Annotated in this window: 20 protein-coding genes and 1 tRNA gene; 15 read left to right on the top strand and 6 right to left on the bottom strand. The window is 74.7% G+C overall.

The window, feature by feature from the left end; all coding sequences use genetic code 11:
• The first annotated feature begins 99 nt into the window (after window positions 1-99).
• From ACWD4P_RS11345 to ACWD4P_RS11335, 3 genes are all read left to right on the top strand, one after another.
• A complete protein-coding gene (locus tag ACWD4P_RS11345; RefSeq protein ID WP_359828825.1) occupies window positions 100-768 on the top strand; it encodes a response regulator transcription factor in 669 nt (222 codons plus the stop codon).
• A 141-nt stretch (window positions 769-909) separates the two neighbouring features.
• On the top strand, window positions 910-1872 hold the full coding sequence (galE, locus tag ACWD4P_RS11340) for a UDP-glucose 4-epimerase GalE (RefSeq protein WP_359828823.1): 963 nt from the start codon (window positions 910-912) through the stop codon (window positions 1870-1872).
• Window positions 1873-2245: 373 nt separating this feature from the next.
• Entirely contained in the window at window positions 2246-3259 is a 1014-nt protein-coding gene (locus ACWD4P_RS11335; protein WP_449779414.1) for a LuxR C-terminal-related transcriptional regulator, read from the top strand.
• A gap of 125 nt (window positions 3260-3384) precedes the next feature.
• On the opposite strand, the gene ACWD4P_RS11330 is transcribed toward ACWD4P_RS11335, so the two are convergent.
• Window positions 3385-3882: a MarR family winged helix-turn-helix transcriptional regulator gene (locus ACWD4P_RS11330; RefSeq protein WP_359827718.1), complete on the bottom strand. Its 498-nt coding sequence runs from the start codon at window positions 3880-3882 to the stop codon at window positions 3385-3387.
• Between the two features lie 110 nt (window positions 3883-3992).
• Here ACWD4P_RS11330 and ACWD4P_RS11325 point away from each other — a divergent pair, with 110 nt between their 5' ends.
• A complete protein-coding gene (locus ACWD4P_RS11325) occupies window positions 3993-4790 on the top strand; it encodes a methyltransferase domain-containing protein (RefSeq protein WP_449779413.1) in 798 nt (265 codons plus the stop codon).
• Between the two features lie 118 nt (window positions 4791-4908).
• Here ACWD4P_RS11325 and ACWD4P_RS11320 read toward each other — a convergent pair whose 3' ends face one another.
• Window positions 4909-5511: a TetR/AcrR family transcriptional regulator gene (locus tag ACWD4P_RS11320; protein WP_359827732.1), complete on the bottom strand. Its 603-nt coding sequence runs from the start codon at window positions 5509-5511 to the stop codon at window positions 4909-4911.
• A gap of 212 nt (window positions 5512-5723) precedes the next feature.
• Complete coding sequence (locus ACWD4P_RS11315; RefSeq protein ID WP_449779412.1) at window positions 5724-6767, bottom strand: acyl-CoA desaturase; 1044 nt, start codon at window positions 6765-6767, stop codon at window positions 5724-5726.
• 258 nt (window positions 6768-7025) lie between these two features.
• Here ACWD4P_RS11315 and ACWD4P_RS11310 point away from each other — a divergent pair.
• The 6 genes from ACWD4P_RS11310 to ACWD4P_RS11285 all read left to right on the top strand — a co-directional run bounded on the left by ACWD4P_RS11310 (window position 7026) and on the right by ACWD4P_RS11285 (window position 11941).
• Window positions 7026-7096 (top strand) — tRNA-Gln (locus ACWD4P_RS11310).
• A gap of 143 nt (window positions 7097-7239) precedes the next feature.
• On the top strand, window positions 7240-8694 hold the full coding sequence (gene glmU / locus ACWD4P_RS11305) for a bifunctional UDP-N-acetylglucosamine diphosphorylase/glucosamine-1-phosphate N-acetyltransferase GlmU (protein WP_449779411.1): 1455 nt from the start codon (window positions 7240-7242) through the stop codon (window positions 8692-8694).
• Between the two features lie 203 nt (window positions 8695-8897).
• On the top strand, window positions 8898-9875 hold the full coding sequence (locus ACWD4P_RS11300) for a ribose-phosphate diphosphokinase (protein WP_359827723.1): 978 nt from the start codon (window positions 8898-8900) through the stop codon (window positions 9873-9875).
• 279 nt (window positions 9876-10154) lie between these two features.
• Window positions 10155-10742, top strand: coding sequence for a 50S ribosomal protein L25/general stress protein Ctc (locus tag ACWD4P_RS11295; RefSeq protein WP_359827724.1), 588 nt, complete (start codon window positions 10155-10157; stop codon window positions 10740-10742).
• A 150-nt stretch (window positions 10743-10892) separates the two neighbouring features.
• Window positions 10893-11471, top strand: a complete 579-nt coding sequence (gene pth / locus ACWD4P_RS11290; protein WP_359827726.1) for an aminoacyl-tRNA hydrolase — start codon at window positions 10893-10895, stop codon at window positions 11469-11471.
• Window positions 11472-11659: 188 nt separating this feature from the next.
• Window positions 11660-11941 carry a hypothetical protein gene (locus tag ACWD4P_RS11285; protein ID WP_359827727.1) on the top strand — a complete coding sequence of 94 codons (282 nt, stop codon included), beginning with the start codon at window positions 11660-11662 and terminating at the stop codon, window positions 11939-11941.
• 145 nt (window positions 11942-12086) lie between these two features.
• Here ACWD4P_RS11285 and ppc read toward each other — a convergent pair whose 3' ends face one another.
• Entirely contained in the window at window positions 12087-14885 is a 2799-nt protein-coding gene (ppc, locus tag ACWD4P_RS11280; protein WP_359827728.1) for a phosphoenolpyruvate carboxylase, read from the bottom strand.
• Between the two features lie 258 nt (window positions 14886-15143).
• Here ppc and ACWD4P_RS11275 point away from each other — a divergent pair, with 258 nt between their 5' ends.
• Window positions 15144-16412, top strand: coding sequence for a sensor histidine kinase (locus tag ACWD4P_RS11275; protein ID WP_359827729.1), 1269 nt, complete (start codon window positions 15144-15146; stop codon window positions 16410-16412).
• 7 nt (window positions 16413-16419) lie between these two features.
• Here the strand turns inward: ACWD4P_RS11275 and ACWD4P_RS11270 are convergent, their stop codons facing one another.
• Window positions 16420-16947, bottom strand: coding sequence for an SUKH-3 domain-containing protein (locus ACWD4P_RS11270; RefSeq protein ID WP_359827733.1), 528 nt, complete (start codon window positions 16945-16947; stop codon window positions 16420-16422).
• Between the two features lie 77 nt (window positions 16948-17024).
• Window positions 17025-17486, bottom strand: a complete 462-nt coding sequence (locus ACWD4P_RS11265) for a YwqJ-related putative deaminase (protein ID WP_359827730.1) — start codon at window positions 17484-17486, stop codon at window positions 17025-17027.
• Window positions 17487-17855: 369 nt separating this feature from the next.
• Here ACWD4P_RS11265 and ACWD4P_RS11260 point away from each other — a divergent pair, with 369 nt between their 5' ends.
• From ACWD4P_RS11260 to ACWD4P_RS11245, 4 genes are all read left to right on the top strand, one after another.
• Window positions 17856-19019, top strand: coding sequence for a Gfo/Idh/MocA family protein (locus tag ACWD4P_RS11260; RefSeq protein ID WP_449779410.1), 1164 nt, complete (start codon window positions 17856-17858; stop codon window positions 19017-19019).
• Window positions 19016-20185: a DegT/DnrJ/EryC1/StrS family aminotransferase gene (locus ACWD4P_RS11255; protein WP_449779409.1), complete on the top strand. Its 1170-nt coding sequence runs from the start codon at window positions 19016-19018 to the stop codon at window positions 20183-20185. Before ACWD4P_RS11260 ends, ACWD4P_RS11255 begins: the two co-directional genes overlap by 4 nt.
• Window positions 20186-20308: 123 nt before the next feature.
• Window positions 20309-21310: an SMI1/KNR4 family protein gene (locus ACWD4P_RS11250; RefSeq protein WP_359831654.1), complete on the top strand. Its 1002-nt coding sequence runs from the start codon at window positions 20309-20311 to the stop codon at window positions 21308-21310.
• Window positions 21311-21386: 76 nt separating this feature from the next.
• Window positions 21387-24086, top strand: a complete 2700-nt coding sequence (locus ACWD4P_RS11245; protein WP_449779408.1) for an SUKH-4 family immunity protein — start codon at window positions 21387-21389, stop codon at window positions 24084-24086.
• Window positions 24087-24219: the final 133 nt, after the last annotated feature.

Genomic DNA, 24219 nt, shown 5'->3' with positions numbered 1-24219 from the left:
GCCTAGCGGGTCGGGTACGGAATGCGCTGTGATGGTGCGTCATCGGCCGCCCGCCCGAGGGGTGCGGGGCGCGAGCCGAACCCCGACCGGGAGGGCGTCATGGGTGTTCGACTCGTGGTGGTCGACGACCATCGGCTGCTGGCCGAGGCGCTGGCCACCGCACTTCAGCTGCGCGGTCACCGGGTGCTCGCGGTCGGTTCCCCGGCCGGTGTCGCCGCGGACCTGGTGGTCGGGCGGCGGCCCGAGGTGTGTCTGCTGGGGGTGGCCGCGCCGGGGGAGTCGGGGGCCTTCGACGGGTTGCGCCGGATCCGTCGCGAGCGTCCCGAGGTGGCCGTGATCGTGCTCGGCCCGGTGGGTGAACTGCGCGGTGTGGCAGGGGCGTTCGCGGCCGGAGCGGCCGGGTACGTGCCCAGTGACGAGCGGATCGAGGTGGTCGAGCGGGCCATCGGACGGGCGCGCGCGGGCGAGGCCGCGGTCGCGGTGGACATCCTGCGCGGGGCCTTCGACCAACTGCTGCGCCCGGTGGCCGAACCGGACGACGAGGCCGTCCGGCTGCTGCGGCTGCTGACCCGCCGTGAGGTGCAGGTGCTGGCCCGGATCGCGGACGGCGAGGACACCGCGGCGATCGCCGCCGGGATGCGGATCGCCGCCAGCACCGCCCGGACGCACGTCCAGCGGGTGCTGATGAAGCTCGGTGCGCGGACCCGGCTGGAGGCGGCCGCGGTGGCGGCGCGCACCGGTCTGCTGGAGCGGATGGCCGGCGCCTGAGGACTCGGTGAGAAGGTCGGGAGCGGCCGTCCGGGTGGTGCGGAGCACCCTTGCGGGATTGGGAGAATGACCCCAGTCGTTCGCATTCCGTCGATGGCTTCCGCCCGTTCGGGCGGACCGTCGTTCGCTGGAGGTCGCAACATGAGTAAGTACCTGGTCACGGGTGGCGCCGGCTACGTCGGCGGCGTGGTCGCCGCCCACCTGCTGGAGGCGGGGCACCGGGTGACCGTCCTGGACGACCTCTCCACCGGTTTCCGCGAGGGCGTCCCGGCCGGTGCCGAGTTCGTCGAGGGCCGGATCCAGGAGGCCGACAAGGTGCTGGACGGCTCCTTCGACGGGGTGCTGCACTTCGCCGCCTCCTCGCAGGTCGGCGAGTCGGTCGCGGACCCGGAGAAGTACTGGCGCAACAACGTGGCCGGTTCGCTGGAGCTGATCAGCGCGATGCGCGCGGCGGGCGTGCGCAAGCTGGTGTTCTCCTCGACCGCCGCCACCTACGGCGAGCCGGAGGCCGTGCCGATCGCCGAGACCGCCCGCACCGCGCCGACCAACACCTACGGCGCCACCAAGCTCGCCGTGGACCACCTGATCACCAGTGAGGCCGTCGCGCACGGCCTGGCCGCGGTCTCGTTGCGCTACTTCAACGTGGCCGGCGCGTACGGTGCCTACGGCGAGCGGCACGACCCCGAGTCGCACCTGATCCCGCTGGTCTTCCAGGCCGCGCTGGGGCAGCGCCCGCACATCGCGGTGTACGGCGACGACTACCCGACCCCGGACGGCACCTGCATCCGCGACTACATCCACGTCGCCGACCTGGCCGACGCGCACCTGCTGGCGCTGGACGCGGCCCGGCCGGGCGAGCACCTGATCTGCAACCTGGGCAACGGCAGCGGCTTCTCGGTGCGCGAGGTGATCGAGTCGGTCAAGCGTGTCACCGGCCGGGAGATCCCGGTGCAGGTCGCGGGCCGTCGGGCCGGCGACCCGGCGGTGCTGGTGGCCTCGGCCGCCCGGGCCCACGAGACGCTGGGCTGGACCCCGCGCCGTCCGAACCTGGACGAGATCGTCGCCGACGCCTGGGAGTTCACCCTGGCGAAGAACGCCGGGTGAACGATGCCCGTCGGGCAACAGCTGTCGGGCGACGCCCGTTGAGCGACGCCCGTTGAGTGACGGCTGTTGAGCAATGGCTGTTGAGCAACGGCCTTCGAGAGAAGGCTGGTTGGAGAGGGGTGGCCGGGCGGGGACCGCTCCTCGGCGAGGGATCGACGGCCCAAGTCCAGCCAACCACGCAGGTTCTGACGAAACTTCACCGAATCGCCACGAGCCCGTTTCCCGCCCCGTAGGCTGAGTGCGGTACCGGTGGGGGCCGGCGCCCATTCGGCCTCACCGGCCACCGGTGAGCGGGCGGAACGGCGGGTCCGGAACGCGGATGCCGGGCCGGTCCCCGCCCCGGGCTCGGGCGGTGTGAGCAGGGGGAGGGACGATGGCGCGGATTCGCGTCCTGGTGGTCGACGACCACCGGATCTTCGCCGAGGCGCTGGCCGCGGCGCTGGCCGCCGAGCCGGACGTGGAGGTGGGCGCGGCGGGCAGTGCCGCCGCCGCCGAGCGGGCCTTGGAGCGTGCGGCCGGCGAGGGCCGGGCCTTCGACGTGGCACTGATCGACGCCGATCTCGGCGTCGAGGCGGTCGGCACGGCCGGTGCGGCCGGCGCGGCGGGGGCGGGGATCGGCGCGGCCGGATCGCCCGGTGCGGCGGGAGGCCAGGGGGCCGGCGCGGCGGCCGTCCGGCGCCGGCCCGGAGCGGAGCACGGTGACGAGGTCCGGCGCGGCCGGGTCGCCCCGCCCGTGCCGCAGCCGCGTCGGCCGGCCGTACCGGCGGGGGTGCCGGTCCCGCTGTCGGGCGGGCTGCCGGGCGGCGTCCGGCCCGTGGCGGACGCCCTGCGGGGCGACCAGTTCAGACCCTCCGCCCCTCCGCCCGACGGAATCACCCTGCTGGCCAGGCTCCGGCGCGCCCACCCCGGGTTGCGCGCCGTCGTCCTGGCCACCGCCGACGATCCGCACCGCGCCGCCCGGGCGCTGCACGCGGGTGCCACCGGCTGGGTGGCGAAGGAGAGTTCGCTGGCCCGGCTGCTCGCGGTGGTCCGGGGTGTGCTGCGGGACGAGACGCACCTGCCGCCCGCACTGCTGACCGGGGTGATCCGCGAGCTCACCACCGCCCGGCGGGACCGGACCGAGAGCGAGCGGCTGGTCGACACCCTGACCCCGCGGGAGAAGCAGATCCTGCGCTGCATGGTGGCGGGCCTCGGGCGGCAGGCCGTCGCGGAGCGGCTCTACCTGTCGCCGCACACCGTCCGGACGCACATGCAGAACGTGCTGGGCAAGCTCGGGGTGCACTCCACGCTGGCGGCCGTCGCGGTCGCCCGCCGGGCCGGGGTCAGTCCGGCCGAGCCGGTCGCGCCACCGTCGCCCCCGGCGGTCAGCACCGTCGAACGGCCCTGAGCCCCGAGCCCCGGGTCCCGAGTCCCGAACCCCGTGTTCCGAGCCGAGCCCTGGCCCGAGCCGAGCCAGGCCAGGGCGGGCCGAGCCGAGCCGAGGCAAGCCCCGGGGCCCGAGCGGGAGCGCCGTCAGCCCGGGATGTTGTCGAACGGGGCGACCAGCTGCCGCAGCAGCGCGGCGAGTTCGGTCTGCTGGCCGGAGGTGAGCTGGGCGAGCAGTTCGCGCTCGTGGGCGAGCAGTCCGGCGAGCGCCTGGTCGGCGCGGTCGCGCCCGTCGTCGGTGAGCCGGACCAGCACGCCGCGCCGGTCGTCCGGGTCGGGCAGGCGCTTGACCAGGCCCTTGCCGGTGAGCCGGTCGATCCGGTTGGTCATGGTGCCGGAGGTGACCAGGGTCTGGGTGAGCAGCTGGCCGGGGGAGAGCTGGTACGGGGAGCCGGCCCGCCGCAGGGCGGTCAGGACGTCGAACTCCCAGGGCTCCAGGCCGTGCTCGGCGAAGGCGGCGCGGCGGGCGCGGTCGAGGTGCCGAGCGAGCCGGCTGACCCGGCTGAGCACCTCCAGCGGCTCCACGTCGAGGTCGGGGCGCTCCCGGCGCCACGCTGCGACCAGCCTGTCGACCTCGTCCTCCATGACGATCAGTGTATCGGTGGATGTGTCGATGTGAAGTCTCTTGACATCGAGAAATGTGCCAGGAACGCTACCGGGGATATCTTGATATCGAGATACTTGCGAGGTGAACCATGACCACCCCCGTCTGGGACCCGGCGCAGTACCTGCGCTTCGCCGACGAACGCACCCGCCCGCTGCGTGACCTGCTCGCCCGCGTCCCCGCCCTCCCGCACCCCGGTGCCGAGACGGTCCTGGACATCGGCTGCGGCCCCGGCAACTCCACCGCCGTGCTGCGCGAGCGCTGGCCGCACGCCCGGCTGACCGGCGTCGACAACTCCGCCCCGATGCTGGCCACCGCCCGCGCCGAGGGCGAGCCCGGTGCCTCCTACCTGCTCGCCGACGCCCGCGACTACGACCCGGCTCCGGCCCGGCCCGACCTGATCGTCTCCAACGCCACCCTCCAGTGGGTGGACGGGCACCTGGCGCTGCTGCCGCGCTGGGCTGACGCCCTCGAACCCGGCGGGGTGCTGGCCTTCCAGGTGCCGGGCAACTTCGACGCCCCCAGCCACACCCTGCTCGCCGACCTGCGCCGCAGTGCCCGCTGGCGGGACGCGCTCGGCGAGAAGGCCGTCCGGGCCGGCGTCCACCCGCCCGAGCGCTACCTCGACGCCCTGGCCGCCGCCGGGTGCCTCCCGGACGTCTGGGAGACCACCTACCTGACCCCGCTGCCGGGGTCGGACCCGGTCCTGGAGTGGGTCAAGGGCACCGCGCTGCGCCCGGTCCTCACCCGGCTCGCCGACCCGGCCGACCGGGCGGCCTTCCTCGCCGAGTACGGGCGGCTGCTGCGCGAGGCCTACCCGGCCGGGCCGGGCGGGACGGTGTTCCCGTTCCGGCGGATCTTCGCGGTGGGGACCAAACGGTCGGGCTGACCCAAGCGGTCGGGCTGACCCCAGGGGCCGGGCTGACCCGAGGTGCCGGGCCGAACCCCAGGGGCCGGGCCGCCCCCCAGGGGCCCGAGAGGCCCCGAGCGGCCCCGGGCGGGGCCGGTCAGCCCCTGCGTTCGCCGACCAGCTTCGGGTGCCGCTCCAGGCCCTCCAGCCCGTGCCAGGCGAGGTTCACCAGGTGCGCCGCCACCGTCGCCTTGTCCGGCTTGCGGACCTCCAGCCACCACTGCCCGGTCAGCGCGACCATCCCGACCAGCATCTGGGAGTACATCGGCGCGAGCCGGGCGTCGAAGCCGCGGGACTTGAACTCCAGACCCAGGATGTCCTCGACCTGGGTGGCGATGTCGCTGATCAGCGAGGCGAAGGTGCCGGTCGACTGGGCCACCGGGGAGTCCCGGACCAGGATCCGGAAGCCGTCCGTCGAGGTGTCGATGTAGTCCATCAGCGCGAAGGCGGCCTGTTCCAGCAGCTCGCGGGAGTGCCCGCCGGTCAGCGCCCCGGTCACCATGTCCAGCAGCAGCTGCATCTCGCGGTCGACGACCACCGCGTACAGCCCCTCCTTGCCGCCGAAGTGCTCGTACACCACGGGCTTCGACACCCCGGCGCGCTCGGCGATCTCCTCCACCGAGGTGCCGTCGTAGCCGCGCTCGGCGAAGACCGTGCGGCCGATCTCCAGCAGCTGTTCGCGCCGCTGCTTGCCGGTCATCCGGACCCGGCCGCCGCGGCGGCGCGGGGCCGCGGCCGAGCCGCCGCCGGCGGCCCGGTCCGGGCCCCCCTCCTCGGTGCCGGCCGCCGGTGCAGCGGGCCGCGGACGGGCCGGCGCCGTGGCGGGCGCCGCGTCCGTCCGCGTGCTGTGGTGACCGCCTGTGCTGTCTGCGCTGCTCCCGTTCACCCCTACATCATGCTGGAAGCGCCGCCTCATGCGGCGCGGCGGGCGGCGATCCGCTGTGCGTCCGGCCAGCGGACGTCCCGCACCCAGCCGGCCAGTTCGAACCAGCGGATCAGCCGGGCCGAGGAGTCGATCTGTCCGCGCAGCACCCCGTGCCGGGCCGCGGTCGGGTCGGCGTGGTGCAGGTTGTGCCAGGACTCCCCGCAGGAGAGCACGGCGAGCCACCAGACGTTGCCGGAGCGGTCCCGGGAGCGGAACGGGCGCCGGCCGACGGCGTGGCAGATCGAGTTGATCGACCAGGTGACGTGGTGCAGCAGTGCCACCCGGACCAGCGAACCCCAGAAGAAGGCGGAGAGCGCGCCCTCCCAGGACAGGCTCAGCAGGCCGCCGACCAGCGCGGGCAGCAGCAGCGAGATGGTGGTCCAGAGCCAGAACAGCCGGGAGATCCGCCGCATGGCCGGATCGCGCACCAGGTCGGGGGCGTACTTGACCTGCGAGGTCTGCTCCTCGTCGAACATCCAGCCCATGTGGGCCCACCACAGGCCCTTCATCAGGGCGGGGAGGCTCTCCCCGTAGCGCCAGGGCGAGTGCGGGTCGCCGTCCTTGTCGCTGAACCGGTGGTGCTTGCGGTGGTCGGCCACCCAGCGCACCAGCGGGCCCTCGACGGCGAGACTCCCGGCGATCGCCAGCGCCAGCCGCACCGGGCGGTTGGCCTTGAAGGCGCCGTGGGTGAAGTAGCGGTGGTAGCCGACGGTGACGCCGTGGCAGGTGAGGAAGTACATGGCGACGGCGATCGCGAGGTCCGTCCAGCCCACCCCCCAGCCCCAGGCGACGGGAACGGCGGCCACCAGGGCGGCGAACGGCACGAGGATGAACAGGGAGAGCGCGATCCGCTCGGCCAGGCCCTGCTTCTCCCCGCCGCGGGTGGCGGACGCCCGGGCGGCCGTGGTGTCGGCCGTGGTGCCGGCGGCGGTGGCCCCGGCCGGATCGGCGGGACCGGTGGGATCGGAGTCGGGTGACGGAGTGCCGGACGCGGCGTTCCCCGCGCGCGCCTCGCCTGCCTGGATGGTCATGGGCGTCCCTTTGCGGCGTCCCGGAACGGGAGAGAAACGGGAGAGAAGCGGAGCTACGTTTGCGTAACCTACGGCATCGTAGGTTGCGCTCCGTGTCCAGGGGAACACTCCGCCGCGCGGCGCTTGAGTGAATTCACCCGACTGGATGGATGAACCGCCGGCCCGGCGGGTTGGCTCGCGGGCGCTGGAAATGGGGCCGCGGATCGGTCAAGTCGATACCCACGGCAGGGCCCTCTCGGGTAGGGTCTGACACGACTGTCCGCCGTGGTGTAATGGCAGCACAGGGCCCTTTGGAGGCCTTTGTCTGGGTTCGAATCCTAGCGGCGGAGCCTCTGCACGCCTCGGGTTCGGGCGTTTTCGATCGCGCCGGTATTGTCGGTGCTGCTCGGCGGACTGTGCGAATGGCGACCGGCCTGGGTCCGGGCCGGGCCTGCTCTGCCCTCTCTGTGAACCTACCGAGGAGCCTCCCCGCATGGGTGCCAATTCGCTTGCCGCCGTTGTCGTGCTCGCCGCCGGTGGCGGGACCCGGATGAAGTCGAACAAGCTGCCCAAGGTGCTGCACGAGGTCTGCGGGCGCTCGCTGGTGGGCCACGCGGTCTCGGCGGCCCGGGAACTGACCCCGGGCCAGCTGGTCGTGGTGGTCGGCCACCAGCGCGAGCAGGTCGTGGAGCACCTGGCGGAGCACTACCCGGCCACCCGCACCGCGGTGCAGGAGGAGCAGAACGGCACCGGGCACGCGGTGCGCACGGCGCTGGAGTCGCTGACCGCCGACGGCGTCGCGCTGGACGGCACGGTCATCGTCACCGCCGGCGACTCGCCGCTGCTGACCGGCGAGACCCTGCGCCGGCTGGCCGACGCGCACACCGCCCAGCGGAACGGCGTCACCGTGCTGACGGCCGTCGTCCCGGAGCCCTTCGGCTACGGCCGCATCCTGCGGGACGAGGACGGCACCGTCGCCGCGATCGTCGAGGAGCGGGACGCCAGCGCCACCCAGCGCGCGATCACCGAGATCAACTCCGGCGTCTTCGCCTTCGACGCCGAGCTGCTCACCGCGGCGCTGGGCGAGCTCACCACGGACAACTCGCAGGGCGAGGAGTACCTGACCGACACCCTGGAGATCCTGCGCAAGGCGGGCCACCGGGTCGGCGCCGTGGTGGCCGAGGACCACCGGGACATCCTGGGCATCAACGACCGGGTCCAGCTGGCGCAGGCCCGCCGGCTGCTGAACGACCGCCTGCTGGAGCGGGCGATGCGCGAGGGCGTCACCGTGGTGGACCCGGCGACCACCTGGTTCGACGTGCAGGTCACGTACGAGCCGGACGCCGTGGTGCTGCCGAACACCCAGCTCCAGGGCGCCACGCACCTGGGCGAGGGCTGCGAGGTGGGCCCGAACTCGACCCTCCGGGACACCCTGGTCGGCGCCGGCGCCCGGGTCAGCAACACCACGGCCGACCGCGCCGAGGTGGGCGAGCTGGCCACCGCCGGCCCGTACGCCTACCTGAGGCCGGGCGCCAAGCTGGCCCGCAAGGCGAAGGTCGGCACCTACGTCGAGGTGAAGAACTCCGAGCTGGGCGAGGGCGCCAAGGTGCCGCACCTGTCCTACATCGGCGACGCCACGATCGGCGAGGGCACCAACGTCGGCGCGGCCTCGGTCACCGTGAACTACGACGGCGTGAACAAGCACCGCACGGTCATCGGCGCGCACTGCCGGACCGGTTCGGACAACATGTTCATCGCTCCGGTCACCATCGGTGACGGCGCCTACACCGGCGCCGGCTCGGTGATCACCAACGACGTCCCGGCCGGGGCACTCGGTGTGAACCGGGCCACGCAGCGCAACATCGAGGGCTGGGTCGAGCGCAAGCGCCCCGGAACGGTGTCCGCGCAGGCGGCGAAGGCCGCGGCGGACGGCGCCGAGCAGTCCTGAGCGGGCGGGCCGGGGGGCCGCTGGGCGGTCCCGGGGCGGACGGTTTCTGCGCGGGCGCGTAACCTTGGGGACATACGTGCGCCACTGGGCTTACCGCCCGTGTCCAGGCGTACCGACATTTCCCCTACCCGTGCCGCGAGCGGGCCCTGCCTGCCCGCCGCCGGGTCGAGGGTTCAGCGTCCGCAACGCGAGGAGACGGTGCAGTGAGCGGGATCACGACGTCGGGTGAGAAGAAGCTGAAGCTCTTCTCCGGCCGTGCCCACCCGGAGCTGGCGAGTGAGGTGGCCGCGGCGCTCGGGACCGAGCTGGTCCCCACCAAGGCCCTGGACTTCGCCAACGGCGAGATCTACGTACGCTTCCTGGACTCCGCGCGCGGCGCGGACTGCTTCGTGATGCAGAGCCACACGGCTCCCATCAACCAGTGGATCATGGAGCAGCTGATCATGATCGATGCTCTGAAGCGGGCCTCCGCCAAGAGCATCACCGCGATCCTGCCGTTCTACGGCTACGCCCGCCAGGACAAGAAGCACCTCGGCCGCGAGCCCATCTCGGCCCGCCTGGTCGCCGACCTGCTGCGCCAGGCCGGCGCCGACCGCCTGATGGCCGTGGACCTGCACACCGCGCAGATCCAGGGCTTCTTCGACGGCCCGGTGGACCACCTGTTCGCGCTGCCGCTGCTGGCCGACTACATCGGCGAGAAGGTGGACCGCTCCAAGCTGACGGTCGTCTCTCCGGACGCCGGCCGCGTGAAGGTCGCCGACCAGTGGTGCGACCGGCTGGACGCCCCGCTGGCGATCATCCACAAGCGCCGCGACATCACCCAGGCCAACACCATCCTGTCGGCCGACGTCGTCGGTGACGTCAAGGGCCGGGTCTGCGTGCTGGTCGACGACATGATCGACACCGCCGGCACCATCTGCGCCGCGGCCGACGCGCTGTTCGACAACGGTGCCGCGGACGTCGTGGTGGCGGCCACCCACGGTGTGCTCTCCGGCCCGGCCGCGGACCGGCTGAAGAACTCGCGGGTGAGCGAGTTCGTGTTCACCAACACGCTGCCCACCCCCGCCTCGCTGCAGCTGGACAAGATCACCACGCTGTCCATCGCCCCGTCGATCGCCGCCGCGATCCGCGAGGTGTTCGAGGAGGGCTCGGTGACCAGCCTCTTCGAGGGCGTGCACTGACGAAGGCTCGCGCAGGCGGCCCCGGTCCGGACGGACCGGGGCCGCCGCCGATTTCGCGGGAGGCCGTCGGTGCGGTTAGACTCGTGAAACTGCTCGGCGAGGGATGCCGTGCGCCTGCTCGACGGGCGCCCGCTCCGTGATCGACGCGCTGCCGGTGCCGGATTCCCGTCCGCCGGCAGGCCGTTGCCGCCGAGTGACCCCCGAACGTACTGAGGGTGTGGTCCCGGCGGTTTTTCGCGTTGCCTGCACCCCCGCGCCATTTCCACGAGGAGTGCAGTCGTGTCCGAGATCCGTATTGCCGCTGAGACCCGTTCCGAGTTCGGCAAGGGTGCCGCCCGTCGCGCCCGCCGCGCCGGCTTCGTCCCCGGTGTCGTCTACGGCCACGGCCACGCCCCGGTTCACCTGAACCTGCCCGGCCACGACCTGATGATGGCCCTGAAGACCCCGAACGCCCTGCTGGTCGTTCCGATCGAGGGCAAGGACGAGTACGTCCTGCCGAAGGCCGTCCAGCGCGAGGCCATCAAGCGCACCATCGAGCACGTCGACCTGCTGCTGGTCAAGCGCGGCGAGAAGGTCACCGTCGAGATCCCGGTCCACACCGAGGGCGAGCTGGCCCCGGGCGGCAACCTGCTGGAGCACGTCCTGCAGGCCCTGCCGATCGAGGCCGAGGCCACCCACCTGCCCGAGTCCGTGACCGTCTCGGTCGAGGGCCTGGAGGCCGGTGCCGCCGTCCACGCCAAGGACATCGTCCTGCCGGCCGGCGTCTCCCTGGCCGTCGAGGCCGACGCCGTCGTGCTGCAGGTCATCGCCGCCCAGGCCGCCCCGGCCGAGGACGAGGCCGCCGAGGCCGAGGGCGCCGAGGCCTGAGCCTCGTAGCGTTCGACCGCTGAGACCGCTGCCCCGGTCGCTCCAGCTGGAGCGACCGGGGCAGCGGTGCGTCCGGGATGATGACGTCGAGGGTGAAGACGAGGAGAGAAGCGTGAGCGAGCGCAGCGAGCGAGCCGTGGAGGTTGACGCATGAGCGAGGACTACGACGGCCCCTGGCTGGTGGTGGGGCTGGGCAACCCCGGGGAGCAGTACGCCCGGAACCGGCACAACATCGGCTTCATGGTGGTGGACCTGCTGGCACAGCGGATGGGTGCCAGGTTCAAGGCGCACAAGAGCCGGGCGCAGGTGGCCGAGGGGCGGCTGGCGGGCAAGCGGGTGGTGCTGGCCAAGCCGATGTCCTTCATGAACCTCTCCGGCGGGCCGGTGACGGCACTGCGCGACTTCTACAAGGCTCCGGCCTCGGCGCTGATCGCGGTCCACGACGAGCTGGACATCGACTACGCGGCGCTGCGGCTGAAGCTGGGCGGCGGGGACAACGGCCACAACGGCCTGAAGTCGATCACCAAGTCGCTGGGCCCGGACTACCACCGGGTGCGCTGCGGGATCGGCCGCCCGCCGGGCCGGATGGAGGTCGCGGACTTCGTGCTGAAGGACTTCTCCTCGACCGAGCGCAAGGAGCTGGAGTGGTTCGTGGACCGCTCGGCGGACGCGGTGGAGGCGCTGCTGTCCGAGGGGCTGGAGCGGGCCCAGGGAACGTACAACTCCTGACCCGTCCTGACCGGACGTCAGCACCGTGTGCGGAGTACGCAACGGTCGTACAACGCTTGGTCGCCCAAACCTGAATCGGTGTGAGAACCCTGTGCGGGATCGGATAGCGTCGGCCCGGTACGCGAACGAGTCCTGGGGAGTTCTCGATGCGGGGATTGGGTCCGGTCCGCGGAGTGCGACGGCGCCGGGTGGCCGAGCTGAAGCGGCTCGGACGGCGGGTCGGCACGGCCGGTGCGCTGGGGGCGGCCGGGATCCTGCTGTCGGGCGGTGCGGTGGCGCACGCGGACCCGGTGGCCGAGCCGGGCCCGGCGGACTCCCCGGAGCCCGCGGCGGCGCAGTTCGCCCCGGTGCTCGGCGACTCGATGGGCCCCGACGCGGGCCTGCTGGCGGTCGGCGGCGGCCTGGTGGTGGCGGCCGGTGGTGCGGCGCTGTGGCTCAGGCGCCGGCGCGCCGGCGAGGGCGCGGAGTAGCCGTCCCGCGGAGCCCCGCGGGACCTGCCGGGCCCCGAGGGCCGCACGGGCCCCACGGAGCCCCGCCGAACCGCACGGAGCCTCATGGCGAGGGGCCGGTGTCCCGGACGGGACACCGGCCCCTCGGCCGTTCTCGGAGCGGCCGTCAGCCGGTGTTGCGCAGACCGGCGGCGATGCCGTTGACGGTCAGCAGCAGCGCCCGGGCGCGCAGCGGGTCGTCCTGGCGCCCGGCCGAGAGCTCCTCGCGCTGGCGGCGCAGCAGCGCGACCTGGAGGTAGGAGATCGGGTCGAGGTAGGCGTCGCGGACGGCGAAGGTCTGCTTCAACACCGGGTTGTGCTCCAGCAGTTCGCTCTCGCCGGTGAGCCGGAGCACCTCGCGCAGGGTGAGCGCGTGCTCGGCCTTGATCTCGTCGAAGACGTGGTGCAGCTCGCCGGGCACCAGCTGCTCGACGTAGTGGCGGGCGATCCGCAGGTCGGTCTTGGCCAGCGTCATGGCGACGTTGGACAGGAAGTTGCGGAAGAAGTGCCACTCGCCGTACATCTCGTCCAGCACGTCGCCGAGGCCGGCCGCGCGGGCGGCGGCGAGGCCGGAGCCGACGCCGAACCAGCCGGGGACGATCTGCCGGGACTGGGTCCAGCCGAACACCCACGGGATGGCCCGCAGGCCGTCCAGGCCGGCGCCGGAGTCGGGGCGGCGGGAGGGGCGGGAGCCCAGGTGGAGCGAGGCGAGCTGGTCGACCGGGGTGGAGGCGAAGAAGTACTTCGGCAGGTCCTCCTGCTCGACCAGCCCGCGGTAGGCGGTGTGGGCGGCCTCGGAGACCCGGTCCATCGCGGCGTCCCAGCGGGCCAGCGACTCGGGGGCCTGGCGCGGGGCGGTGTGCAGCGCGGAGGCGGAGAGCGTGGCGGAGAGGGTCAGCTCCAGGTTCTCCCGGGCCAGCGAGGGGAGCAGGTACTTGTCGGAGATGACCTCGCCCTGCTCGGTGACCTTGATCTCGCCCTCCAGGGTGCCCCAGGGCTGGGCCAGGATGGCCTCGTGCGAGGGGCCGCCGCCGCGGCCGACGGTGCCGCCGCGGCCGTGGAACAGGCGCAGCCGGATGCCGTAGCGGTGGGCGACGTCGCGCAGTCGGCGCTGGGCGCGGTGGATCTCCCACTGGGAGGTGGTGATGCCGCCGAACTTGGAGGAGTCCGAGTAGCCGAGCATGACCTCCTGGACGTCGCCGCGCAGCGAGACGAGCAGGCGGTACGACGGGTCGGAGAGCATCTCGTCGAGGATGCGGTCGGCCTGCTGGAGTTCGTCGGTGGTCTCCAGCAGCGGCACGATGCCGATCTTGGCGATGCCGGCGTGGAGGTCGATCAGGCCGGCCTCGCGGGCCAGCACGGTGGCGGCGAAGACGTCGTCGGCGCCCTGGCACATGGAGATGATGTAGCTCTCGACGATCTCGTCGCCGAAGCGCTCGAAGCCCTGGCGGATGGTGTTGAACACGCCGAGGGTCTTGGTGCCGGCCTCGTCCAGCGGGGCCGGGGTGGGGGCGAGCGGGCGGCGCGAGCGGAGCTCCTTGGCGAGCAGCTTCTGCCGGTACTCGCGGGGCATGTCGGCGTAGCGCCAGGCCTCCTCGCCGAGCCGGTCGAAGAGCTGGCCGAGGGCGTGGTGGTGGGCCTCGGCGTGCTCGCGCACGTCCATGGTGGCGAGCTGGAGGCCGAAGGCCTCGACGGTGCGGATGGCCCGGGCGAGGCGGCCGTCGGCGATGAGCTCGCCGCGGTGGGAGCGCAGCGAGTCCTGGATCAGCCGCAGGTCGGCGATCAGTTCGCGGGTGCCGAGGTAGTCGCGGCCGTCGACGTGCGGGGTGCCGCCGGCCAGCCGCTCGCGGGTGTTCTCCAGCTTGAGCCGGATGCAGGTGGCCTTGAGGCGGTAGGGCTCCTCGGCGTTCATCCGCTTGTAGCGCGGGCTGAGTTCGGGGAGCAGGTGCAGGTCGGTGTTGAGCGAGGCGAGCAGTTCGACCGAGGCGCCGGCCAGCCGCTCGGAGGTGGAGAGCGTGTTGCGCAGGTCGTCGATCGCGGCGAGCGCGTCCTTGATGCCGTACTCGTGCTGGAGGTTGAGGACGTCCCAGGTGACCTGCGGGGTGACGTTGGGGTTGCCGTCGCGGTCGCCGCCGATCCAGGTGCCGAAGGTGAGCGGGCGTACGCCGTCGGGCAGGACCAGACCGACCCGGGCGAGCTCCTCGTGCAGCTCCTCCAGGACCTCGGGGACGGCCTCGCGGTAGAGCTCGTCCAGGTAGTAGACGGCGTTGCGGGCCTCGTCGGTGGGCTCCGGGCGGGCGATGCGCAGTTCGTCGGTCTGCCAGAGCAGGTCGATGACCTCGGCCAGGCGGCGGTCGGCGGAGCGCTTGGCGCTGCTGGTGCGGGCCTGGTCGGCGGCGGCCAGGCCGGAGGTGACCTCGTCGCGGTGGATGCGGTCGAGGAGTTCGCCGATCCGGCGCAGCTTGTTGAGGACGCTGCGGCGGGCGGCCTCGGTGGGGTGCGCGGTGAAGACCGGGCGGACCGCGAGGTGGGCCAGGGTGTCCTGGAGGTGCTTGGCGTCGGCCTCGGCGAGCAGGTCGGCGGTCTGCGCGAGCAGCGAGCCCTGCCGGGCGCGGCGGGTGGCGAACTCGCGGCCGCGGTGCACCTGCTCGGTGACGTTGGCGAGGTGGAAGTAGGTGGAGAACGCCCGGACCAGCTTGGCCGCGGTGTCCAGGTCGATGTCGGAGAGGAGTTCGGCGGTGGCCTCGCCGTCGGTGCGGCTCAGCAGTCGGACCTGTTCGACCAGGCCCAGCAGCTGGGGGCCCTCCTGGCGGACCAGCGTCTCGCCGAGCAGGTCGCCGAGGCGGCGGATGTCCGCACGCAGGGCGGCGTTGTCCGCGGGGGCGGGCGTGGGGTTGTCCGCCGGGGCGGGGACCGGAGCGGTCACGGCTGGCTCCCTGTGGTGGTGGGGTTCGGCAACGGCTCATCGTCACAGGCCACACGCGTGTGGCGGGTGTGACGCGTGCGGACCGCGCTGTCCGACGCGACCAGCATAGGTGTCGGGGACGGTGCTGTCCGCGAGGTGGCCGGATGGCGGACAGGCCCGCCGAAAAGCACCTGTGGTCTGGACCACTTGAGGGCTCCGGGACGTGTGCCGGGCAATCCCGGTGGGGAGGGGAGGGGGTTGCCGCTTACGCTGTGGGGCATGAGCAAGTCGCCTGGGGAGCGCGTGCCGGTCCGGTCGTTCTGGTGGTGGGAGCGGCCGCGCGGCGCCCTCCTGGACATCGGGCTGGCGCTGCTCGCCGCGGTGGAGTGCGCGGTCAGCACGATCGCCTTCCTCTCCGCCCGGATCCACGTCAGTACCGCGGGAGCGGTCGGGATAGCCGTGCTCGGCACGCTGGCCGGCGGCTCCCTGGTGGTGCGTCGGCGCTGGCCGGCCGTACCGGTGCTGGTGACGCTGCTGGTGATGCCCGGGATGCTGGGCGTGCTGCTGCTGGTGGTGGCGCTGTACACGCTCGCGTCGACCTGGGAGTGGCCCTCCCGCCGCCGCCGGGTGGTGGCGCTGTCCGGGCTGGCCTTCGCCGAGGCGGCCGCCGTGATGGCGGTGTCGCTGATGACGCCCGGGGACGTCCCGGTGGACCCGCCGCCGCTGTGGGGCCAGATCCTGCTGTCGATGATGGTGTCGGTCGGGCTGACGGTCGCCCCGGTGGTGACCGGACTGTACGTCGGCGCGCGGCGGCGGCTGATCGACTCGCTCAAGGACCGCGCGCACGGCCTGGAGACCGAACTGGACCTGCTGGCCGAACAGGCGCAGGAGCGCGCCCGCCGGGCCCGGCTGGAGGAGCGCACCCGGATCGCCCGGGAGATGCACGACGTGGTGGCGCACCGGGTGTCGCTGATGGTGGTGCACGCCGGAGCGCTGGAGCGGATCGTCGGCAAGGACCCGGAGAAGGCGGCGCAGAGCGCCAAGCTGATGGGCGAGGTGGGCCGGCAGGCGCTGAACGAACTGCGCGAGATCCTCGGGGTGCTGCGGATGGAGAACGAGCGGCAGCCGGAGCCGGACTCGCTGACCGGGCTGCCCCGGCTGGTGGACCAGTCCCGGGCGGCCGGGATGGCGGTGACCCTGACGGTCAGCGGCAGCCGGCAGGAGTTCACCGGCGAGGCCGAGCAGACCGCCTACCGGGTCGTCCAGGAGGGCCTGACCAACGCGCACAAGCACGCGGGCGGCGCCCAGGTGTCCGTCCTGCTCTCGTACGCGCCGAACGGGGTGCGGGTGGCGGTGGTGAACGCCTGCCCGGGCGGGGAGAAGGGTGCGGCCGCGCTGCCCAGCGGGGGCAACGGACTGGTCGGGATGCGGGAGCGGGTGATCGCGCTGGGCGGCACCTTCTCCTCCGGACCGGAGGCGGACGGCGGGTTCCGGATCGAGGCGGTGCTGCCGTCCCGGCTGGCGGTGCGGGCCGAACGGCTGCGCTGAGCGGCCCTCAGTACTCGTCCGGGGCCCGCAGCCGCTCCGGGGCGGTGCCCAGGACCAGGGCGGAGATCGCCTGGTCGATGCCCTGGCCGAGGAACCACTCGCCGGCGTGGTCCAGGCTGTAGACCCGGCCCTCCTCGTCGACGGCCAGCAGCGCCTGCCCGTACGCCTCCTCGCCGAGCGGGGCCAGCTGCGTGCCCAGCGCCCGGCCGAGGTCCAGCAGGGTGCGCGGCTGGTGCAGCCCGCACAGCGGGTCGATCAGGAACGGGGTGCGGGCCAGCTGCCGGCCCGGGCCGGCCAGGTCGAAGGCGAGGCCGCCGAACTCGGCCCAGGCCTCCACCGCCGCCGGGAACACCGCGTGCCGCACACCGGTGGGCGCGCCGTACCCGACCAGGGCGTCGGCCCACTCCTCGGCCTGCCGGATCTGCCAGCGGCCGGGGTGCCAGCCGGCCGCCTTCAGCTCGGCGGCGACGTCGGCGGGGAAACGCGGGCGGGTCCGGTTGCCGGCGGGGGAGAGGGTGGCCGGCGGGGACGGGATCGGCGGGTTCAGGGCGGACTCCAGGGCTGGGGGACGGGGGGACGTGCCGGCGCTCGGCCGGTCCGTGCGGGGTCGGCCTAGTGCGCCGGCGGTGCGACGGCGACGCTGCGCACGGTGAAGTGCTCCAGCATCGGGGCGCAGGAACGGCACGGCGGGGCGTGGCTGCCGTGCGCCGGATCGCCCTCCTCGCGGATGCGCACGGTCGTCATCCGGGACCCCTTGAGCGCCTTGCGTGCCTCGTGCAGCGTCATCGGCTTGCGGGCGGCGCGCTTGGAGCGCCTGCCGTCGACCGTGCCCAGGTACTGGGAGAGCAGGACGGCCTCCGGGCAGCGGCCCGTGAACCGCTCGCGGGCCTCCGTCGGCAGGGTGTCCAGGAAGTCGGCGACCAGGTGGTGCAGCACCGGGCGGCGCGCGTCCTTGTCGCCCGCCAGGGTGTGCACCTCGCCGCCCTTGAGTGACAGCGCGGCGGCGACGGCGGGCAGCAGGCTGTCGCGGTGGTGGCGCAGCACGGGCGGGCCCGCCGGCTCACCGGTGGTCATCCGTCGTCCTCCTCCTCGTGGCCCGGCGTCGGCCGGGAGTGACCGGGCCGGTCCGGGGCAAGCCTGTCAAACGGTACTGACAACCGCACAACCGGGGTGCGGCGGCGGCCGGCGCCGCACCCGCCGGACGGGCGGTCACCCGAGCCTGGCCGAACGCGCACCCGGCCGTCACGACTTGTCCACCGATTTACCGAAACGGCCTCCGGGCCCGGTGCACGGCCGGTAGCGTTCCGGCAGCGGAGCGAAACGGGACGGGGCCGACCGGGCGGACAGCCGGCGGCCGGCCCGACTCCGGTGCCCGCGTCGGACGTTGAGGCCGCCGGGGCGGGCCCGCCGCCCGCCCCGGCGCTGAGCGAAGGGGCTCGTGCGATGACGTCGGAACCTCAGGACGAGCACTGGCAGGCCGCCAACCAGGCACCCGGCGGCCACGTGCCCGCACCGGACGAGCCGCCCCGGCCCGTTCCCGAGCACCCGGTCGGGCTGGCCGTGGTCGGGGCCGGCTACTGGGGCCCGAAGCTGGTCCGCAACGCGCAGCACACCCCGGCGCTGCGGCTGCACTGGCTGTGCGACCTGGACGAGGCCAAGGCCCACGCGGTGCTGGGGGAGTACAGCACCGTCGGGGTCACCGGCAGCTACCCGCGGGTGCTGGCCGACGAGCGGGTCGGCGCGGTCGCGGTGGCCACCCCGGCGGGCGCCCACTACGCGCTGGTGCGGGCGGCCCTGGAGGCCGGCAAGCACGTACTGGTGGAGAAGCCGATCACCACCTCCGCCGCCGAGGCCGAGGAACTCGTCGAGCTGGCCGAGCGGCGCGGGCTGGTGCTGATGTGCGACCACACCTTCTGCTACACCCCGGCGGTGCGGCGGATCCGCGAACTGGTGCACGGCGGGGAGATCGGGGACGTCCAGTTCTTCGACTCGGTGCGGATCAACCTCGGCCTGGTGCAGCCCGACGTGGACGTGCTGTGGGACCTCGCCCCGCACGACCTGTCGATCCTGGACTTCGTGCTGCCGCCCGGGGTCGAGCCGGTCGGGGTGTCCGCGCAGGGCGCCGACCCGATCGGGGCCGGCCGCGCCTGCGTCGCCTACCTGACGGTCCGGCTCAGCAACGGCGCGCTGGCGCACTGCCACGTCAACTGGCTCTCCCCGACCAAGGTCCGCACCACCCTGATCGGCGGCTCGCGGCGCACCCTGGTCTGGGACGACCTCAACCCGCAGGCCCGGCTGGCGGTGCACGACCGCGGGGTGGACCTCACCCCGCCCGACCAGCTCACCGACGCGATCCGGCACCGGGCGCTGATCTCCTACCGGGTCGGCGAGATGGTCGCGCCGGCGCTCGTCGAGCAGGAGGCGCTGCGCAACGTGATGGCCGAGTTCGCCGCCGCCATCACCGAGGGCCGGGCCCCGCTCACCGACGGCCGGGCCGGGGTGCGGGTGCTACAGCTGCTGGAGGCGGCCTCGCTCAGCCTCGAACTCGGCGGTGCCACCGTGCCGGTGGGCGCGGAGGCCCGGGCCGGGGCGGAGGCCGCCCGGTGAGCGGCGCGGAGCGGGCGGGCGGCGCGGCCGGGGGCGGCGGCGGGGGCGGCGGGGCACGCGAGGGCGTCCCGCTGGTCGACCTGGCGGCGGCGCACGCCGAGGTGGCCGACGAGGTGCGGGCCGGCTTCGACCGGGTGCTCGCCTCCGGCGCCTTCGTCAAGGGCCCCGAAGTGGCCGCCTTCGAGCGGGAGTACGCGGACTTCGCGGGCGTCCGGCACTGCGTGGGCGCCGCCAACGGCACCGACGCGCTCGAACTGGCCCTGCGCGCGCTGGACCTGCCGCCCGGCGGCAGGGTGGTGCTGCCCGCCAACACCTTCGTCGCCACCGCCGAGGCGGTGCTGCGGGCCGGGCTGCGCCCGGTGCTGGTCGACGCCGACCCGCGGTACCTGCTGATGGACCCGGAGCGGGCCGCCGACGCGGTGCCCGGCGCGGCCGCGCTGCTGCCCGTCCACCTCTTCGGCCAACTCGCCCCGATGGGGCCGCTGCTGGCGGTGGCCGACGGCCGGCCGGTGGTGGAGGACGCGGCGCAGTCCCAGGGCGCCCGGCAGCACGGGCGCACCTGGTACGGGCGGATCGCGGCCACCAGCTTCTACCCGGGAAAGAACCTCGGCGCCTACGGCGACGCCGGGGCGGTGCTCACCGACGACGACACCCTGGCCGACGCCGTCCGGCTGACCGGCGACCACGGCGCCCGCGACCGGTACCGGCACGAACGGTTCGGCTGCAACTCCCGGCTGGACGCGCTGCAGGCCGTCGTGCTGCGCGCCAAACTGCGCCGGCTGCCCGCCTGGAACGCCGCCCGCCGCGCCGCCGCCGCCCGCTACGACGAGCTGCTGGGCGGGCTGGACGGCCTCGCCCTGCCCCGGACCGCGCCCGGCAACGAGCACGTCCGGCACCTGTACCCGGTGCGGATCGGCCCCGGCCGGGACCGGGACGCCGTGCTGGCCGCGCTCAACGCCGCCGGGATCGGCGCCGGGGTGCACTACCCGGTGCCGGTCCACCTGCAGCCCGCGTTCCGTCACCTCGGCCACCGCGAAGGCGCGTTCCCGGTGGCCGAGCGGGCCGCCCGCGAACTGCTCAGCCTGCCGCTGCACCCGCACCTCACCGAGGCCCGGCAGCTGCGGGTGGCCGAGGCGCTGGCGCGGGCGCTGGGCGGGCGGTTGTGACTCCGGCCCCGCCCGCCCGCGGAGCGCCCCCGGGGCCCGCCTGGCAGACGGGGGGTTGAAGGCAGGCCCTAGGCTGGTGCCCAGCAGGCACCGTATTTTGCAGCAGCCAGTGGGGGCTCCCAGATGACGACAGGTCGGCCCGGCGTCGCCGCCGCACCGAACGCGGCGTACGCAGGTCAGGTGGTGCAGTTCCCGGACCCGGTCCGCGCGGAGCGGCACCCCGCCGGGGTCAGGGTGGACGAGTACGGCTACCCGGACTTCGGCCCGTACGCCGCCGCCGCGGCCGAGGTGGCCGACCCGCCGGAGGGCTTCGGCGTGGACGAGCTGCGGCTGACCGACTACGTCTCGGCCAACGCCGCGCTCTACACCCAGGGCCACCCGCTCTGGGCCGACCTCCCGACCGCCGTCGCCACGCCGCCCGGCTGGACCTGGCACCACGCGGTCGGCCGGGCCGCCCCCGGCTGGCGGCGGATGGAGCTCGTCCCGGTCGAGGTCAAGGCGCTGCTGAGGCACCACGGCGGGCTGGCCACCTCGGCCGCCGACCACACCCGCCGCGGCACCCGCCCGCTGCAGGAGCGCCGGGCGGTGCACTTCTCGCTGGCCAAGGACGGCGGCGACCCGATCGGGGTCCCCGAGGACCTGGTGCAGCGCGCCGAGCAGCGCCTCGGCTACCGGCTGCCCGACGCCTACCGCACCTTCCTCAAGCTGGGCGGCGGCCGCGCCCCGGTCGGCGTGGCGCTGGACACCGATCTCGGACTGCTCCTCGACCAGCCGTTCCTGACGCTCACCGAGGAGTACGGCACCGACGACGTCGTGTACGCCAACAAGTGCCTGCGCGACCACCTCACCAAGGACTACCTGGGCATCGCCTACGCCCAGGGCGGCCTTGTCGCGCTCAAGGTGCGCGGCGAGCGGGCCGGCTCGGTCTGGTTCCACCTGTACGACGACGCCCGCGACACCGGCGCCCCGGAGGCCCCGGAGGACCGCTGCGCCCGGCTGCTGCTGCCCTGCGGCGAGGACTTCGACGCCTTCCTGCTGCGGCTGGCCGGCAGCCCGCCGGAGCTGGAGACGGTCGCGGCGCTGATGGTGGACGGCGGGTTCGCCCGGGCCGTCCCGATGGACTGAGGCGCGTGGTCGTGGTGGTGTCGGTGGTCGCGGTGGAACGGGGGACGACGAGGATGCGGACAGGGGTGAACCGGGCGTGGTGACGTACGCGCAGGCGCAGGAGCTCGCCGAGGAGTGGATCAACGGCGGAGTGCCGCACGCGCAGCAGCGCGAGGTACGGGTCCGGGAGTTCGACCTGGGCTTCGTCTGCTGGGCGGTGGCGCCCGCGGGCCCGGCCGACGGCACGGGCGGTGCGGGCGGCGGCTCGGGGGAGGCACGGCTGGTGATCGCCCGGGACTCGGGGGCCAGCACGCTGTGGCCCGCGCTGCCCGTCAACGAGGTGGTCCGGCAGTACGAGGAGGCCTACGGGCGGCCGGTGGCGGCCAACCCGGCCGGGGCGGCGAAGCCCGCGCCCGGGCCGGTGGAGGCGACGTCCTTCCTGCTCAGCCCGCCGCAGTGGCTCCAGGAGGCGGGTGCCGCGGCGATCGCGGCCGAGGCGGAGCGGCTCGGGACGGCTCCGGCGGGCCCGCAGGGCGCGGAGGCTCCGACTGCGGGTGCTGCGGCTGCTGCTGGGGCCGCCGTGGCGCCGGTCGAGGAGCCGTCCGCTCCGACGCCGCAGCCCGCGCCGGTCGCGCCGACGGCACCGGTCGCGCCGCCCGCGCCGGCGGTGCTGACCGAGCCTCCGGTCTCCGACCGGCCCGCTGGGGACGCGCCGACCATGCTCGCGCCGCCGCCCGGGCACGACGAGCCGACCGCCGCCGCGCCGCCGGAGCTGCCGCCGCTGCCGCAGGCCGTCGCGCCGGTGGCCCCCGGGGTGCCGGGCCCGCCGCCGGTGGGTGCGGAGGCCGCGACCATGCTGATGCCCGACGGGCTGCGGACCACCGGCTCGGACCTGTCCGAGCCCGCCGCGCCGGCGGGTGCCGAGGCCGCGACCATGCTGATGCCACCGACGGGCGGCGGCTACGGCATGCCCCCGGTCCCGCCGCCGGCCGCACCGCCGGCCGCCGTTCCCGCTCCGGCCGCGGAGTCGCCCGCCGCACTGCCGGTCGCCGTTCCCGCTCAGGCCCCCGCCCCCGCTCCGCCGGTCGCGGAGCCGGCGCCCACGCTGCTCGCCTCGCCCGACGCCATGCCCGGGCTGATGGGTCTGCCGGGCGCCCCGGCCGTCCCGCCCGCCGGCGGCCCGCAGGTCGAGCACGCGCCGACCATGCTGGCCCCGCCCGGCGGTCCGCCCGGCCTCGCCGGTCTGCCCGGTGCCCCGGCCCCCGGCGCCCCGGAGGGCGCGCCGCAGGGCGGGCCCGGCCGGGGTACGGGCTCCGTTCCGCCGCCGCCCCCGCCGGCCGCGCTGCGCGGCGGTCCCGCCGGTGCGGGCGCCGCCCCCGCCGGCCTGGGCCGCAACGCGGGTTCGGGCCCGCCGCCGCCCCCGCCCGGCGAGCTGAAGCACACCCCGGGCTCCGGTACGCCCGCCGCCGGCCCCGCCGGTCGCGGCGCGGGTTCCGCCCCGCCGCCCCCGCCGCCGGCCGGCCTGCGCGCCGGTGCGGCCCCGGCGGCCCCGCAGGGCGCGCCGACCACGGGCCCGTCCGCGTCCGGGGCGGCGTACGAGGCGACCCAGCTGGCGGGCGCGATCGACCCGGCACGGCTGGGCGGCCCGGCGGACCCGGGTACCCCGCCGTCCGGCGGTCCCGCCGTCCCGCCGCCGCCCGGTGGTCCGGCGGCCCCCGCCGCGCCCGCGGCCGGCTACGGCTACCCGAACGCGGCCGGTGCCGCCGGGGTCGTCCCGCCCGCCGCGGTGCCCGGCCCGCCGCAGCCCGCGCCGGTGCCGCCGGGCGTGCCCGCGGTCGGCCCGGGGTACTTCGCCGCGCTCAGCTACCGGGGCCCGGACGGCTCGGAGCAGAAGCTGCTGCACCGCAGCGAGCCCGGCACCCCGCACCCGGAGTGGAAGATCCTCCAGGACCTGCGCCGGCTCAACGTGCCGCCGGAGCAGGTGCTGGAGCTCTACACCGAGCTGGAGTCCTGCGACCTGCCGGGCGGCTACTGCAACCGCATGATCGCCGCGTCCTGGCCGAACGTCCGGCTGACCCACACCGCCCCGTACGGCCGGGACCACGCCTCCCGGCAGGCCGGGATGGCCGAGCTGCTCGACCACCTGGACGAGCTGCACCAGCTGGCGTCCGGCGCCCAGCGGGTCCGCCCGTTCCGGGTGCCGCCGCCGGCGCCGGGGTCGGTCCAGGCGCTGCCGCCGCTCCCGCCGCAGCAGCTCGCCCAGGAGGTCGGTGCCGCCTTCGGGCAGAACCTGTTCCGCTACGAGCAGCGCGCGGTTTCCCGCCAGGGCGTGCCCGAGCCGGTCTCCCAGACCCTGATGTGGGCGGGGCTGCCGCGCGACTTCGGGCCGTTCTTCTGGGCGCAGGCCCAGGAGGGCCGCCCGATTCCGACGCTCGCCGAGCTGGCCGCCGAGCGCGGCCTCGGCGCGGGCCCGGACTTCGGCGGGTACCTGGTGCTGGGCAACGACTACGGCCGCCAGCTGTGCGTCCAGTACGGCACCGCGCACGTGGTGGCCGTGGACGTCGAGGGAACCGGCCAGCCGCCCCGGTTCGTCAACAGCGGTGTACCGGAGTTCGTCCGCTCGCTGGCCCTGCTGGGCCGGATGTGGCGGCTGCGGTACGGGCTGACCCCGGACCAGGCCGGTCGCTGGACGACCGACTTCCAGGCCCAGCTCGCCGCGATCGACCCGGCGGCCCTGCAGAACGCGGACACGTGGTGGGCCGTGCTGCTGGAGCAGTTCTGGGACGGCCTGCTGTAGCGGACCGTCGCCGGTCCTCGCAGGTGGGAGGGGTCGTTCCGGTGTCCGGAACGACCCCTTCGGCATGTCGCCGCAGCTGTGCCTCGTTGGGGTTTCGCCCGGATCTGCGCAAAATAGGTCAAGAGGATGGGTC

Source organism: Kitasatospora sp. NPDC002543 (genome assembly GCF_053594915.1).
The sequence above is the reverse complement of the archived record's forward strand: the minus strand, read 5'-3'. Positions and strand labels throughout refer to the sequence as shown.